Genomic DNA, 15330 nt, shown 5'->3' with positions numbered 1-15330 from the left:
TCCGGATGGCGGACCGCCCGCCCGTGCGGGGGTCAGGGGAGCGTGCGGCGGACGTTCTCCTCCCGCGAGGGCCCGGGGGTGGCGTCGGCGATCCAGGGGCCGTCGCCGCTGGGGTCGACGACGCCCGCCTCCAGCCAGGTGTAACGGCCGTCGAGGACGCCGTCGACGATCCGCCGGTCGACCTCGTCGGTGTTGGACCACAGGCGGCCGAACAGTTCCTCGACGCGCAGCCGGGCCTGGCGGCAGAAGGCGTCCGCGAGGCGGTACGCCTCGGGACCGTGGTCGCCGGTCGTGCGCAGCAGTTCGGCGCGGACGCAGGCGGCGCTCATCGCGAAGAGTTCGGCGCCGATGTCCACGATCCGGCCGAGGAAGGCCTGCTTGAGCTCCATGCGGCCCTGCCAGCGGGACATCGCGTAGAAGGTGGAGCGGGCCAGTCTGCGGGAGGTCCGCTCGATGTACCGCAGGTGGCCGGCGAGGGGGCCGAACTCCCCGTACGCGCCGGGCCGCTGTCCGGGCCCGGTGACGAGGCCGGGGAACCAGCGGGCGTAGAAGCCGCCGGCCCGCGCGCCGGCCCGCGCCTTCTCGGCGAGGGTCTTGTCGGGGTCGATGAGGTCGCCGGCGACGGAGAGGTGGGCGTCGACGGCCTCCCTGGCGATCAGCAGGTGCATGATCTCGGTGGATCCCTCGAAGATCCGGTTGATCCTGAGGTCGCGCAGGAGCTGCTCGGCGGGGACGGCCCGTTCGCCGCGGGCGGCGAGGGAGTCGGCCGTCTCGTAGCCGCGGCCGCCGCGGATCTGGACGAGTTCGTCGGCGATACGCCAGGCCATCTCGGAGCCGTACAGCTTGGCGAGGGCGGCCTCGATGCGGATGTCGTTGCGGTTCTCGTCGGCCATCTGGGAGGCGAGGTCGACCACGGCCTCCAGGGCGAAGGCGGTGGCCGCCATGAAGGAGATCTTCGTGCCGACGGCCTCGTGGCGGGCGACCGGCTTGCCCCACTGCTCGCGGACGGCGGTCCACTCGCGGGCGATCTTCAGGCACCACTTGGCGGCGCCCGCGCAGGCGGCGGGGAGGGAGAGCCGGCCGGTGTTGAGGGTGGTGAGGGCGATCTTGAGGCCGGCGCCCTCGGGGCCGATGCGGTGCGCGGCGGGGACCCGGACGCGGTGGAAGCGGGTGACGCCGTTCTCCAGGCCGCGCAGGCCCATGAAGGCGTTGCGGTGCTCGACGGTGATGCCGGGCGAGTCGGCCTCGACGACGAAGGCGGTGATGCCGCCGGGGTGGCCCTCGCCGGCCGGGACGCGGGCCATGACGACGAGCAGGTCGGCGACGACGCCGTTGGTGGTCCACAGCTTCACGCCGTCGAGGACGTACGCGTCGCCGTCGGGCACGGCGGTGGTGGCGAGCCGGGCCGGGTCGGAGCCCACGTCGGGCTCGGTGAGCAGGAAGGCCGAGAGGTCGGTACGGGCCAGGCGGGGCAGGAAGGTGTCCTTCTGCTCCTGGGTGCCGAAGAGTTTCAGCGGCTGCGGTACGCCGATCGACTGATGCGCGGAGAGCAGCGCGCCGACGGCGGGGCTCGCGGAGCCGACGAGCGCGAGGGCGCGGTTGTAGTACACCTGGGTGAGGCCGAGGCCGCCGTACCTGGTGTCGATCTTCATCCCAAGCGCCCCGATCTCCTTCAGTCCGGAGATCGTCTCGTCGGGGATACGGGCCTCCCGGTCGATGCGGGCGCCGTCGATCCGGGTCTCGCAGAACGTCCGGAGCGTGGCCAGGAAGGCCTCTCCGCGCCGTACGTCCTCCTCGGCGGGGAGCGGGTGGGGATGGACGAGGTCGAGGCGGAAGCGGCCGAGGAAGAGTTCCCTGGCGAAGCTCGGCCTGTGCCAGTCCTGCTCGCGCGCGGCCTCGGCGACCTGCCGGGCCTCGCGCTCGGTGACCTTGGGCCGCTGCGTGGGTGCGGACATGCTCACCTCCTGGGTGCTATGTCCGTCGTACCCGATGTGCGCGGGTCCGGAAAGACGGGAAGGCGGCCTGAGCCCCCGCACAGTGGGCTCAGGCCGCCTGGTCTCGTGGACCGTACCGGCGCGCGGCGGTACGGGTTACAGGGCGAGGCCCGTCAGGACGAGGACGCGCTCGTAGGTGTAGTCGTCCATGGCGTACTTGACGCCCTCGCGGCCGACGCCGGAGCGCTTGGCGCCGCCGTACGGCATCTGGTCGGCGCGGTAGGACGGGACGTCGCCGATGATCACGCCGCCGACCTCCAGGGCGCGGTGGGCGCGGAAGGCGGCCTGCAGGTCGTGGGTGAAGACGCCGGCCTGGAGGCCGAAGTCGGAGTCGTTGACGGCGGCGAAGGCCTCGGCCTCGCCGTCCACCTTGGCGACGGTCAGGACCGGCCCGAAGACCTCGGCGCGGGCCAGGGTGACGCCGGACGGGAGGTCGGTGAGGACGGTCGGGGCGTAGGTGGCGCCCTCGCGCTTGCCGCCCGCGAGCAGCTTGGCGCCGGCCGCGACGGCCTCGTCCACCCAGGCCTCGACGCGCTGGGCGGCGTTCTCGTCGACGAGCGGGCCGACGTCGGTGGCGTCGTCCGCCGGGTCGCCGGTGACCTGGGCCTCGACGGCGGCGACGATCTTCGGCAGCAGGCGGTCGTACACGGAGGCGTCGGCGATGACCCGCTGCACGGAGATGCAGGACTGGCCGCCCTGGTAGTTGGAGAAGGTGGCGATGCGGGTCGCCGCCCAGTCCAGGTCCTCCTCGGAGGACCAGTCGGGCAGGACGACGGCCGCGGCGTTGCCGCCGAGCTCCAGGGTGCAGTGCTTGTGCGGCACGGACTGCTGGATGGCGTAGCCGACCGTGTCGGAGCCGGTGAAGGAGATGACCGGGAGGCGCTCGTCCTGGACCAGGGCGGGCATGCGGTCGTTCGGCACGGTCAGGATCGACCAGGAGCCGGCCGGCAGGTCCGTCTCGGCCAGGATCTCGCCCAGGATCAGGGAGGAGATCGGGGTCGAGGGGGCCGGCTTGAGGATGATGGGGGCGCCGACGGCGATGGCCGGGGCGACCTTGTGGGCGCTGAGGTTCAGCGGGAAGTTGAACGGCGCGATGCCGAGGACGACGCCCTTGGGGATGCGGCGGGTGAGCGCGAGGCGGCCCACGCCGCCGGCCTCGGTGTCGAGGCGCTGGGCCTCGCCGCCGTTGAAGCGGCGGGCCTCCTCGGCGGCGAAACGGAAGACGGAGACGGCGCGGCCGACCTCGCCGCGGGCCCACTTGATGGGCTTGCCGTTCTCGGCGGAGATCAGCTGGGCGATCTCCTCGGTGCGCTCGGCGAGCCGCTTCGACACGTGGTCGAGGGCGGCGGCGCGGACGTGCGCCGGGGTCGCGGCGAACTCGTCGACGACGGCGTGCGCGGCGGCGACGGCCTCCTCGACCTGGGCCTCGGTGGGCACGCTGACCTTGCCGACCAGACGTCCGTCGTACGAGTTCGTGACGTCGAAGGTGGCGTCGCCGGTGGCCTCGCGGCCGGCGAGCCAGAAGGCGTGGGTGGTCGTCATTGCGTCCCGGCCCTTTCCGTTTCAGGGGTGGTGCGAGGGGGTCTTCTCGCGCTCTCGTGCCACGTTAGGGCGAAGCGGGCGAAGGGGCGCTTGTCCGTGATGGAGTGGTGGACCACTTCACCTGTCCGGTTTGGCCGAAGGGGCCGAGGCGTGGCGGGCGGGGCCCCGCGTCACCAGGTGCGGTACGCCGAGAAGGGCCGCTCCGCTCCGTCGTGCCGGCGGGCGACGATCCACAGGTCCCCGTGCCGGAACAGGGCGTTGGTCTCGGCGGCACCCGGGGCGGTGTCCGGGTCGAAGGTGCGCTCGTCCACCGTCTCGCCGGTGGCGGCGTCGTGGACGTAGAACTTCTCGGGGCCCTTGCGGGAATGGGTGAAGACCGTCACGCGGCCCCCTCCCACGCGCAGCGCCGTCGTCTCCGTCCACGCGCTCCCGCCCCCGGCGCTCCACACCTCCCTCCCGGTCTCCACGTCGTAGGCGGTGACGCCGCCTCCGGAGGCTTCGAAGACTTTGCCCTCGGCGACGGCCGTCTCTCCGCCACCGAGGACGAACTCTGCCTGGCGCCGGCCGTCCGGGCCGAAGGAGAAGTGGGCGTCCACCCCGTGCGGCGTCGGTTCCCGCACGTCGAGGACGATCGGCTCGGCGGACAGGAAGGACACGAACGAGTCCGGGGCGACGGGACGGCGGGCGCCCAGCGGAACGGTCCACCGCTCCTTGCCGTCGGCCGCGTCGAAGGCGGCGAGCTTGGCCTCGGTGGCGCAGGCGAGCGGCACCAGGACCTGCTTCGACGAGACGGCGAGGCCCCCGGGGAGGCAGCCCTTGGGCACGACCGCCTTCCAGCGCGGGGCGCCGGTCCGCAGGTCGAAGGCCCGCACCGCCTGGTCACCGGGGACGACCGGCCGCGTGCGCCGGTCCGGTTCGTCGTTCCACTGCTCGTCCTCGTCGCGGACCACGGCGAGGCCGGCCCCGGTGGCGAGGACGTCGTCGCCGTCCTTCGGGTCTCCAGCTCCCGGGAGCCGGCTGGTGCGCCACAGCTCGCGACCGTTCCTCAGGTCGATCGCGGCGACGGTCGCACACCCCTTGCCGTCCTGCGGCTCCATGAGACCGACGAGGGCGACGGAGTCGGTGGCGGAGGAGGTGGCGCAGATCTCGGTCCGGCCGGGCACGGCGTACTCCCAGCGGCGCTCGCCGGTCCGGGCGTCGAAGGCGGTGACGGCGTCGAAGCGGCTGCGGACGACGGTGTCGCCGACGGCCCAGGCCGCGTTGCCGTACGCGGCGGCCTCCTTGTCGTACGGCGTGTCCCAGACCCGCTCCATCGCGTCACCCGGCAGGTGCCCCATGTCGGAGGCGACGCAGGAGGCGACCCCTCCGACGAGGGCCAGCGGGACGCCGAGGACGACCAGCACGGCGACCGCGAACCCCCCTCGTTCCCGCCACGTGCGGCCGGTCGTGCCCTCTGCCATCGGATCCCCACCCTGGCTCACTCGAACGTCCGAAGCCCCGTCAGGGTAGGGGACCGCGGATCACCTCCGCCGCTCGGTCGAGACGATGAGACAGACCCCGGCGACCACGATCGCGCCGCCGAGGATGATCGGCCAGGTCAGGGCTTCGTTCAGGACGAGGGCGCCGAGGAACACGGCGACGATCGGGTTCACGTACGCGTACGTGGCGACCAGCGAGAGCGGGGCGGCCTGAAGAAGCCAGACGTAGGCGGTGAAGCCGACGAGGGAGCCGACGAGCAGCAGGTAGGCGAGGCCCGCCCAGGAGCGGCCCGAGATCGCGCCGAGGTCGAGGCCGTGGTGCTCGCCGCGCAGCAGGCCGATCCCGAGGCCGGCGATGCCGCCGGCGATCATCTCGTACGCGCTCGCCGTGAAGGGGTCGGCCGGCATCGGGAGCCGGGAGGAGGCCACCGAGCCCAGCGACCAGAGCAGGGCCGCGGTGATGACGAGGAGGATGCCGCTCAGCTTCACCGTGCCGCTGAGCCCGGGGAGGGTGAGGACGCCGAGGCCCGCGAGGCCGAGCAGGACGCCGCCGAAGGCCCCGAGGCCGGGGCGCTCTCCGAGGAGGGTCCGCAGGAGGACGACCCAGACGGGGACGACGGCGATGAGGAGGGCGGCGAGGCCGGAGGAGAGGGAGGTCTCGGCGAGGACGACGAGGCCGTTGCCGCCGGGGATGAGCAGGAGGCCGACGAGGACGGCCGAACCGAGCCGCCGGCGGTCGACCTTGAGGGCGGAGGGACCGCGCCGCCAGGCGACGATCGCGGTGAGGATCAGCCCGGCGGCGATGAAGCGGGCGCCGCTGGAGAGGAAGGGCGGGATCGTCTCCACGACGATCCGGATGCCGAGATAGGTCGAGCCCCAGACGATGTACACGATGCCCAGCGCGAGCCACACGGCGCCGGTGATCCGGCGGCGGGCGGGGCCGGGGGCGGCGGGCGCGGCGGGGGCGGGGCCCGTGGGGGCCGGGGACGTCTCGGGAGCCGGATCGACGGCGGGACTTGTCATGATCAGGAGACTAGGGAGACACGGTTCTCCGAGCCAATAATTTTGCCCGGATCCGGGCAGGAGTGGGGCGGAATCCGGCCTCGGGCGAGGTGAGACGATGGTGCCGACCATGGTCGGTGAAGGGGGGACGGGCGTGATCCTGCTCGTTTTGATCGGTGTGCTCGCGCTCGTCGTGGGCGGGTGCGTGTGTGTGGTGTGGGCGGCCCGGGGCGGCCCGCCGTGGGTCCGGGTCGTCGCGCGGCTCACCGTGCTCGGCGGCGAGGCGGTCCGCCGCGCGCCGCGCGGAGGGCGCGCCTCGCACGGGGAGCCGGCCCAGGGCGGGGACGGCTGACGGCCGGCGGCTGACGGCCGAGGGCGGTACGGGGCGGGGCGCGGGTCCAGGGGGCCGTGCCCCGGTTCGGGGGGCGGGTCGCGGTGCCGTGCGCGGCGGGTCCCGCGGGCGCGGGTGCCGCGGCCCTGCCCGGCGCGGGCCCTGAACCCTGCGCGCGGGCCCGGGCGGGCGGAGAGGTCCGCCGGGCGCGAGCCCGGCAGGACCCGAAAGGACAGGACAGGACAGGCCCTACGGGGTGTCCTCGCCCGTGGTCTTGAGCGCGAGCCACAGCTCCATGCGGACGTCCGGGTCGTCCAGCGAGCGGCCCAGGATCTCCTCCACCCGCCGCATCCGGTAGCGCAGGGTGTGGCGGTGGACCCCCAGGTCCGCCGCCGCCGCGTCCCACTGGCCGTGCCGGGAGAGCCAGGCCCGCAGGGAGGCGACCAGGTCGCCGCGGCCGGTGGCGTCGTGCTGGCGCAGCGCCCGGAGCATCCCGTCGGCGAAGGCCCGTACGGCGTCGTCGGCGAGGAGCGGGAGGACCGAGCCGGCCGCCAGTTCCTCGTGCTCGACCAGCGCGCGGCCCCGGCGGCGGGCCACCGACAGCGCCTGCTCGGCCTGGCGGTAGGCGGCGGCCGCCGCGATGGGGCCGGCCGGGGCGGACAGGCCGACGACGAGCCCGGCCTCCTCCGCCTCCCGCTCGGCGTAACCGGCGCAGGCGGCGACGACCGCTCCGCCGTCCCCGGCCAGGACGACGAGCCGGTCGTCGCCCTCCGGGACGGCGAGTACCGCCTCGCCGGCGCGGGCCGCCGCCGTCTCCAGCGCCTCGGCGAGCACCGGCAGCGCCGGTTCCGCCGGGCTCTTCTCGCCGCCCGCCGCGGTCTCCGCGACGAGCAGCCGGAAGGGGGCGTCGAGCAGGTTTCCGTACACGTCGCCCGCCACCGCCCGGGCGTGGTCCGGCTGGCCGGCGAGCAGCATGCGCAGCACGGCCGCGCCGAGCCGCTGTTCGGCGGCCTGGAGCGAGCGGGAACGCTCCGTCGTGAGGGTGAGCAGGGCGATCGCGGAGTGCACCGCGTACCGCTCGGCGGTGCCGAGCGGCGCGGCGGTGCCGACGGCGAGCGCGCCCCGGACCCGCCGCCCCGAACCGAGGGACTGGAGCTCGACCCGGTCGTCCGTCCCGCCGACCACCGCGCTCGCCGGGGCGGGCCGCTCGCGCAGCCGCTCCACGTCGGGGGTGAGCCGGGCGGCCCGGCGTGCCGCCCAGTCGGGTGAGGCGGCGACGACGGTCCCGGACGTGTCGTACAGCGCCGCCCAGCCGTCGACGTGCGCGGCGAGCCGGGCGACGACGGCGTCCGGGCCCTCCGCGAGCGCGGCCCGGGTCAGCTCGCGCTGGGCCTCGAACCCGGCGGTCACGGCCCGGTACTGGTCGGCCGCGATGGCGGCCGACACGGCCTTGCTGATCGCGAGGAACGGCGTCCTGCGCGGCACCTCCAGGAGCGGCAGGTGCTCCTCGCGGGCGGCGTCGAGCAGGGCGTCCGGGATGGCCTCGTAGTTGACGCCGATGGCGAAGCCGAGACCGACGACACCGGCGGCGAGGAGCCGCCGCACGTACCGGCGCATCGCCGCCGGGTCCTCCGCGTCGAGCGTGAGGGCGGTGGTGAGCAGCAGTTCGCCGCCCTCCATGTAGGGGACGGGGTCGGTGAGCTCACTGACGTGGGCCCAGCGGACGGGCGTGTCGAGACGGTCCTCACCGGCGCGGACGACGAGCTTGAGGGAGGAGTGCTGGACGAGCGAGGCAAGGGTGGGCGGCATCGGGGAACCGGCGGACCTTTGAGCGAGGACCGCGCGCGGGGGGAGCCGTGCGCGGCGACGGGGAGGGCGCCGCTCGACGGAGCGGCGCACCCGATTGTGCCAGGGCCGGTCCCCGGCCGCGCGGGCGCGACGGCGCGGGGGCGGGCGCGGGCGCGGGTAAGGCTCCGGTGGCGGGGACCCGGGCCCCGCCGAGCCGCACCGGCGCGCGGGGCCCGGGCGCCCCGTCACGGCCGCCGGTGCCGGCGGCCGTACCGTCCGGTCCCGCTCGCTGCGGGCGCGCCGGAGCCGCCCGGGTCCGTCGGGGCCCGGCCCCGGCGTCAGGCGCGGAGGTCCACCAGGATCGGGGGGGTGTGGTCGCCGGTGACCGTGGTCAGGGAGATCACGGCGTGACCGGCCGGGACGGAGTGGGCGAGTTCGGAGGCGGACCAGCGTTCGCGCTCCACCGTGCGGCGGGTGACCGCGTCGGTGGTGACCGCCTTGCCCGTGAGCTTCTTGCGCAGGGCGTGGTAGGCGCGGGTCATCGGCTGGTTCGCGAAGACCGCGTGCTGGGCGACCTCCACGGTCTCCACCCACTCGGTGCCCCAGGCCTCGGAGAAGCCGCGGCCGTCCCAGGTGGTCACCCCGGAGAAGGCCGCCCGGCAGCCGACTGCGGCGAGCAGCGGCCCGTGCAGGGAGTCGGGTACGTCGGCCAGGGTGCGCAGGCCGAGGACGACCCCGGCGTGGTGCGGGCGGAGGCGCTGGAGGGAGCGGACCGTGCCGGTGGTGAGCGCGCCGGTGGCGTCGTCGAGGACGAGGCAGACGAAGTGGGAGCGGCCGGTGCCGCCCCGGGCCGCCGCCAGGAACTGGGCGAGCACCAGCCGGGTGAGGAGCCGGGACGCCTCCTCGTGGCCGCGCTCCGGCAGCTGCACCAGGACGCGCAGCGGGTGCTGGACGACGGACCGCAGCGAGAAGGGCCGTACGCGGCCGGTGTCGCCCTCCGCGCCGAAGAAGTCGGCGAAGGCGGGGCGGTCGAGCAGCGCGAGGCGGTCGGCGAGGAGGGGCGCGGGGTCGGCGGCCCCGCCGGCGTTCCGGATGCGGGCCTCCAGTTCGCGGCGCATCGTGGGCGCGTCCGCGGGCAGCCGGGCGAGCAGCTCCGACAGGGTGCGGGGGGCGGCTTCGAGCAGTTCGCGCAGGACGGGGACGGTCGGGAAGCGGCCGTGCACGGCCCGGTAGGGGCCGATCAGCTGGGCGAGTACGGTGGCGGCGCGCCGGGCGTCGACCGTCTCCACGTCGCCGGCGAGGCCCTCCGCGAGGAGGGCGGCGGCCTCGTCGGGGTCGGTGAGGCCGGCGTAGGGGTCGAGGTCGTAGGGGGACTCCGGGTCTCCGATCCTGACGACCACGTCGTACGCCGTGTCGGGGCCGAGCGGCGCGTCGGCGGAACCGACGGCGACGACCGCGCAGTCGCCGGTGAGGGCCTGGAGGGCGAGCGTTTCGGCGACGGGACCGGTCAGCCGGGCGGTCTTGCCCGAGCCGGAGGGGCCGACGGCGAGCAGGGAGGTGCCGAGGACGGCCGGGTCGAGCGCCAGGCCCGCGCCCCGGTAGGCGGCGGGGTTCCGCTCCCCGGCGACGCAGCGCCCGATCCGCACCTGGCCGAGGAGGAGGTCGTGGGGGACGGTGCGGCGGGGCAGGTCGCGGGCGCCGGACGGGTGCGCCCAGGCGGTGGCGCCGTGGCGGAGCACGGTGTCGACGAAGGAGGCGAGGCGGCCGGCGTCGCCGCGCGCACGCCGCCAGTGGCGGTCGATCCGGGCGGCGTCGACCTCGTTCATGCGTCCGGCGTGCAGTTCGCCGGTGAGCAGGTCGGCCGCCCGCGCCTGGCCGGCCTCCCGCAGCGCGGGCCATTGGGAGCGGGGGGCCGCCGGGGCCGTCGCCGCCGGGACGCCGGCGGCGTCCGGGCGGGGGCGCAGCCAGGTACGGGCGAGGGCTCCCCAGCCGCCGAGGCGGGCGAAGGGCCAGAGGACGGCCGCCGTGATCAGCGCGTAGAGGGTGTAGACGAGGACCGGGGAGGTGAGGACGTCGAAGCCGCCGCCGACGAGGACGACGAGGGAGAGGACCGGGCCGACGACGGGCAGCGGGTCCCAGCCGACGCCGGGGAAGGCCTCCGGCCAGACGAGCGTGAGCGCGAGGAGGGCGGCGACGGCGGCGAGCGCGGCCCGTACGGGGGGCCGGTACGGCTCCAGGAGGTGCCGGGCCAGCTGGCCCCAGGCGCCGAGGCGGGTCACGGTGACGGTGATCAGGGCGAAGACGACGCCCCCGTAGACGACGCGGGCCTGGCCTCCCTCCCAGCCGCGGGCGCTGGCCGTGCCGTAGTACCACCACTCCTGCGGGGTGAGCGCGGTCAGCGGGACCCAGAGGTAGGGGACGCCGCCGTTGCGCCAGACCGACCACAGGACGAGGCCGAGGAGGAGGGGGACGGCGACCCCGGCCAGGGTGACCGGGGCGATGCGCCGGGCAGGGCGGTGCGGGGCCGCGGGGACGTGCCTCAGACGCCAGACGCCGGGGGCGGCCTCGGGACGCGGGGCGTCCAGCCACTCGGCGACGGGCCCCTTGGCGGCGGGCGTCCCGGCGGGCCGGGGCGGCATGGCCGCCGGCTGTGGGTGCTCTCCGGGCGCGTGGGCGGGCGGCGGGGGTACGGCCCCGGGGCCCCCGCCCGTACCGGAGCCCGCCGGGGATCCCGGCGCGGGCCCCCCGCCCGGCGGGTACGGCGGCGGAGCGGCCGGCGACGGCGGGGCCGTGGGGGCGTGCGGAGCGGGAGGAGACGCCGGGGGCGGCGGGGTCGGGCGGGGCACCGCCGCCCCCCTGGTGTCGCGCGAGTCGTACGTGCCGTCGGTCTCCATGAACCCCTGCCCCCTGACCAGCCAGGTCGCCGCCACTGTGCCCTCGTCAATCTAATGGCCCGCGGCCGCCCCGGAGCGGTTTCTCCCGGCCGTGCGGTCCGGCGCCGCCGTCCGCGCGGACACCCGTCGCCCTGTCCATCGCGGACAACGACACGCCGCCATCACTCCCGAACGGCGCATGCCTGACCCCCTCCCCCACGCCTAGCCTGCGGAGGAAACCCGCAAGTGCGTCCAGAACACCCCCAGGAGCCCCGCATGAACGCTGTCCCGCAGGAGCGGCGCGTCGTCACCGCCATCCCCGGTCCGAAGTCGCAGGAGCTTCAGGCCCGCCGCCTCGACACGGTCGCCGGCGGTGTGGGCTCCACGCTGCCCGTCTTCACCAAGCGGGCCGGCGGCGGCATCATCGAGGACGTCGACGGCAACCTGCTGATCGACTTCGGTTCCGGCATCGCCGTGACCTCCGTGGGCGCCTCCGCCGAGGCCGTCGTGCGCCGCGCCTCCGCGCAGCTGCAGGACTTCACGCACACCTGCTTCATGGTCACCCCGTACGAGGGCTACGTGGAGGTCTGCGAGGCGCTGGCCGAGCTGACCCCGGGCGACCACGCCAAGAAGTCCGCGCTGTTCAACTCGGGCGCCGAGGCCGTCGAGAACGCCGTCAAGATCGCCCGCTCGTACACCAAGCGCCAGGCCGTCGTCGTCTTCGACCACGGCTACCACGGCCGCACCAACCTCACGATGGCGCTGACGGCGAAGAACATGCCGTACAAGCAGGGCTTCGGCCCGTTCGCGCCCGAGGTCTACCGCGTGCCGGTCGCCTACGGCTACCGCTGGCCCACCGGCCCGGAGAACTGCGGCCCCGAGGCCGCCGCCCAGGCGATCGACAACATCACCAAGCAGATCGGCGCCGAGAACGTCGCCGCGATCATCATCGAGCCGGTCCTCGGCGAGGGCGGCTTCATCGAGCCGGCCAAGGGCTTCCTGCCGGCGATCGTGAAGTTCGCCAACGACAACGGCATCGTCTTCGTCGCGGACGAGATCCAGGCCGGCTTCTGCCGCACCGGCCAGTGGTTCGCCTGTGAGGACGAGGGCATCGTCCCGGACCTCATCACCACCGCCAAGGGCATCGCGGGCGGTCTGCCGCTCGCCGCCGTCACCGGCCGCGCCGAGATCATGGACTCCGTCCACGGCGGCGGTCTGGGCGGCACCTACGGCGGCAACCCGGTGGCCTGCGCCGGTGCGCTCGGCGCCATCGAGACGATGAAGGAGCTGGACCTCAACGGCAAGGCGAAGCGCATCGAGGAGGTCATGAAGGGCCGCCTCACCGCCATGCAGGAGAAGTTCCCGGTCATCGGTGACATCCGTGGCCGTGGCGCCATGATCGCCATCGAGCTGGTGAAGGACCCGGCGACCAAGGAGCCGCACCCGGAGGCCGCCGCCGCGCTGGCCAAGGCGTGCCACGCCGAGGGCGTCCTCGTCCTCACCTGCGGCACCTACGGCAACGTGCTGCGCTTCCTGCCGCCGCTCGTCATCGGCGAGGACCTGCTGAACGAGGGCCTGGACGTCATCGAGAACGCCTTCGCCCAGATCTGAGCCGCGCGGGCCCCGGCGTGTCCGGGGCCCCGCATCTCACACACGGTGTGAAGACTCTGTGGGGGGCCGATGGCGGGTCGCGCGTACCGCTGTCGGTCCCCTCGTCTCTGCCGTACGGTTTCCGCAGATGAGAGAAACACCCCGGGCGGAGCCTCCCCAGCCCCGCCCACACCGTGCCTTCGCGCACACCGCCGGGGCCTCGTGCCCCGGGACTCCTCACCGATCGGATGGCCGCACGCCCCACACCCCCCGGGGCGGGCGGCAGCCCGATCCCCTCGGCCGCCCTGGAACCACCCCCCCTGTTCCAGGGCGGCCGGCTCTCTTCACGGCGCTCGTCGCCCTCGCCGTCGTGACCTGGCAGGTGCTCGTCCACGGCCCTCTGGCCAGGCTCGACGAGCGGGTGTCCCGCTCCCTGGTGGACGCCGTGCCCCGCCCCTTGAGCGAACTCGCCTCCGACCTCGGCAATCTGACGGTCGCCCTGCCGGTCCTGGTCTGCGCGACGGCGTACGCGGTGTGGCGCGGCCGTCGTCGGGACGCCCTCTTCGCGGGTCTCGCGATGGCCGCCGTCCCGCTGCTCGTCGTCCCCCTGAAGGAGTGGACGGCCCGCCCCGGCCCGCTGGAGCCCTGGGCCGAGGGCTATTTCCCCTCGGGGCACACGGCGACCGCGATGGTCGCCTACTTCGGTGCCGCCTTCCTTGTCTCGCGCCGCCTGCTCCCCGTCGCCGCCGCCCTGACGGCGGTGACGGGGACCGGCCTGGTGCTGCGCGGCTACCACTGGCCGCTGGACGTGGTGGCCAGTGGCTGCCTCGGCTTCCTGATCCTGGGCGTCAGCTCCGGCCGGCTGCGTTCTGTCCGAAGTACGCGTCGAAGTTCCGGCTGAACTCCCAGCCGTTGAAGCGGTCCCAGTTGATGGACCAGGTCATCAGGCCGCGCAGGGACGACCACGTGCCGTGGGTCCGGTAGCCGCCGCAGTTCCGGTTCTTCGTGAGGCAGTCGAGGGCCTTGTTCACCTCGGCGGGGGCGGTGTGGCCGTTGCCCGCCTGGGTGGAGGCCGGCAGGCCGATGGCGACCTGGTCGGGGCGCAGGCCCGGGAAGAAGCGTTCGGCGTTTCCGGCGACCGGGAAGCCGGTGAGCAGCATGTCGGTCATGGCGATGTGGAAGTCGGCGCCGCCCATGGAGTGGTACTGGTTGTCGAGGCCCATGATCGGGCCGGAGTTGTAGTCCTGGACGTGGAGCAGCGTGAGGTCGTCGCGCAGGGCGTGGATGACCGGGAGGTACGCGCCGGCGCGTGGGTCCTGGCCGCCCCAGGGGCCGGAGCCGTAGAACTGGTACCCGAGCTGGACGAAGAAGGTCTCCGGGGCCATGGTCAGGACGAACTTCGCGCCGTACCGGGCCTTGAGGGTCTTGACCGCCTGGATGAGGTGGACGATGACCGGGCTGGTCGGGTTGCGGAAGTCGGTGTCGCCGGTCCGGAGCGAGAGGGAGTGGCCCTCGAAGTCGATGTCGAGGCCGTCGAGGCCGTACTCGTCGATGATCTTCGAGACGGACGCGACGAAGGTGTCGCGGGCCGCGGTGGTGGCGAGCTGGACCTGCCCGTTCTGGCCTCCGATGGAGATGAGGACCTTCTTGCCCGCGGCCTGCTTGGCTTTGATCGCGGCCTTGAAGTCGGCCTCGGACTCGGCGTTCGGGCACTCGGTGACGGGGCAGAGACGGAAGCGGATGTCGCCGGAGGTCACCGAGGTCGGTTCGCCGAAGGCGAGGTTGATGACGTCCCAGGACTCCGGTACGTCGGCCATCCGGGTGTAGCCGGAGCCGTTCGCGAAGCTCGCGTGGAGGTAGCCGACGAGCGCGCGGGCGGGAAGTTCCGCGCCTCCGCCGCCTCCGGAGGTCGTGGTGGCGGTGACGGCCGCGGACTTCGCGGACTCGCCCGCGCCGTTGACCGCCGAGACCTGGAAGCTGTAGGCGGTGCCCGGGGTGAGGCCGGTGGCGGTGTACGAGGTCCCGGTGGTCGCGGCGAGCGGGGAGCCGCCCTGGTAGACCTTGTACGAGGTGGCTCCCGCGACCGCGGGCCAGGTGAGCGGCACCGAGGTGGAGGTCGGGCTGCCGGCGGCGAGGCCCGTGGGCGCGGCGGGGACCTGCGCCGGGTCTCCGCCCGGTCCGTGGAGGGAGAGGTCGTCGGCCTGGTAGGCGGGGGTGCCGTACCAGCCGTGGGTGTAGAGGGTGACCGAGGTGGTGTTCGCCCCGGTGGTGAAGGTGGTGGCGAGCCTCTGCCAGTCGGGGGCCGACTGGGTCCAGGTGGAGACGTCGGTGGTGCCGGTGCCGGTGACGCCCAGATGGACGTAGCTGCCTCGGACCCAGCCGCTCAGCGTGTAGGCCGAGTGGGGTTTGACGGTGATCGTCTGGGAGCACTTGGCGTGGTCGCTGCCGGCGGGGGTGGCCTGGAGCGCCTTCGTCCCGCCGTGCACGGGGGACGTGACGACGGCGCCGCTGCCCGCCGTGCAGTTCCAGCCGTCCAGACCGGCCTCGAAGCCGCCGTTGCGGGCGAGTTCGGTGTCGGCGGCCCGGGCGGCCGGTGAGAGCGTGGCGAGCCCGCCGACGGCGAGCGCGCCCGCGAGGAACAGGCTGAGAGGTCTGGTGCGGTCCACGACTGCCTCCGGAGGTGGGGGATCGGAGTGGAGCGCGGCACAGCATGGTCCAGACCAATCAGGTGG

The 15330-nt window shown here is 74.6% G+C and carries 10 protein-coding genes; 3 read left to right on the top strand and 7 right to left on the bottom strand.

Annotated features, from left to right (window positions below):
• Nucleotides 1-32: 32 nt before the first annotated feature.
• The 4 genes from ABTY40_RS28875 to ABTY40_RS28860 form a co-directional block, all read right to left on the bottom strand.
• Complete coding sequence (locus ABTY40_RS28875) at nt 33-1955, bottom strand: acyl-CoA dehydrogenase family protein (RefSeq protein ID WP_352062208.1); 1923 nt, start codon at nt 1953-1955, stop codon at nt 33-35.
• Nucleotides 1956-2090: 135 nt separating this feature from the next.
• The gene (locus ABTY40_RS28870) at nt 2091-3536 is read right to left on the bottom strand and encodes an aldehyde dehydrogenase family protein (RefSeq protein ID WP_352062207.1); all 1446 of its coding nucleotides are present in this window, start codon (nt 3534-3536) and stop codon (nt 2091-2093) included.
• A gap of 170 nt (nt 3537-3706) precedes the next feature.
• Entirely contained in the window at nt 3707-4996 is a 1290-nt protein-coding gene (locus ABTY40_RS28865; RefSeq protein WP_352062206.1) for an outer membrane protein assembly factor BamB family protein, read from the bottom strand.
• A 60-nt stretch (nt 4997-5056) separates the two neighbouring features.
• Nucleotides 5057-6037, bottom strand: a complete 981-nt coding sequence (locus tag ABTY40_RS28860; protein ID WP_352062205.1) for an EamA family transporter — start codon at nt 6035-6037, stop codon at nt 5057-5059.
• Between the two features lie 97 nt (nt 6038-6134).
• Here ABTY40_RS28860 and ABTY40_RS28855 point away from each other — a divergent pair, with 97 nt between their 5' ends.
• A complete protein-coding gene (locus ABTY40_RS28855; protein ID WP_352062204.1) occupies nt 6135-6368 on the top strand; it encodes a hypothetical protein in 234 nt (77 codons plus the stop codon).
• 228 nt (nt 6369-6596) lie between these two features.
• Here the strand turns inward: ABTY40_RS28855 and ABTY40_RS28850 are convergent, their stop codons facing one another.
• Both ABTY40_RS28850 and ABTY40_RS28845 read right to left on the bottom strand, forming a co-directional pair.
• A complete protein-coding gene (locus ABTY40_RS28850) occupies nt 6597-8156 on the bottom strand; it encodes a PucR family transcriptional regulator (protein WP_352062203.1) in 1560 nt (519 codons plus the stop codon).
• Between the two features lie 317 nt (nt 8157-8473).
• A complete protein-coding gene (locus tag ABTY40_RS28845; protein ID WP_352062202.1) occupies nt 8474-10774 on the bottom strand; it encodes an ATP/GTP-binding protein in 2301 nt (766 codons plus the stop codon).
• A 510-nt stretch (nt 10775-11284) separates the two neighbouring features.
• On the opposite strand from ABTY40_RS28845, the gene gabT reads away from it, so the two are divergent.
• Nucleotides 11285-12619, top strand: a complete 1335-nt coding sequence (gene gabT, locus ABTY40_RS28840) for a 4-aminobutyrate--2-oxoglutarate transaminase (RefSeq protein WP_352062201.1) — start codon at nt 11285-11287, stop codon at nt 12617-12619.
• 127 nt (nt 12620-12746) lie between these two features.
• Nucleotides 12747-13499, top strand: coding sequence for a phosphatase PAP2 family protein (locus tag ABTY40_RS28835; protein ID WP_352062200.1), 753 nt, complete (start codon nt 12747-12749; stop codon nt 13497-13499).
• Here the strand turns inward: ABTY40_RS28835 and ABTY40_RS28830 are convergent.
• Complete coding sequence (locus tag ABTY40_RS28830) at nt 13447-15264, bottom strand: chitinase (RefSeq protein WP_352062199.1); 1818 nt, start codon at nt 15262-15264, stop codon at nt 13447-13449. The two genes, ABTY40_RS28835 and ABTY40_RS28830, sit on opposite strands and share 53 nt — an antisense overlap.
• Between the last annotated feature and the right edge of the window lie 66 nt (nt 15265-15330).

This window comes from Streptomyces sp. NPDC126503 (assembly GCF_040302405.1).
Taxonomy (GTDB): domain Bacteria; phylum Actinomycetota; class Actinomycetes; order Streptomycetales; family Streptomycetaceae; genus Streptomyces; species Streptomyces gulbargensis.
This window is presented reverse-complemented; position numbering and strand designations above follow the sequence as displayed.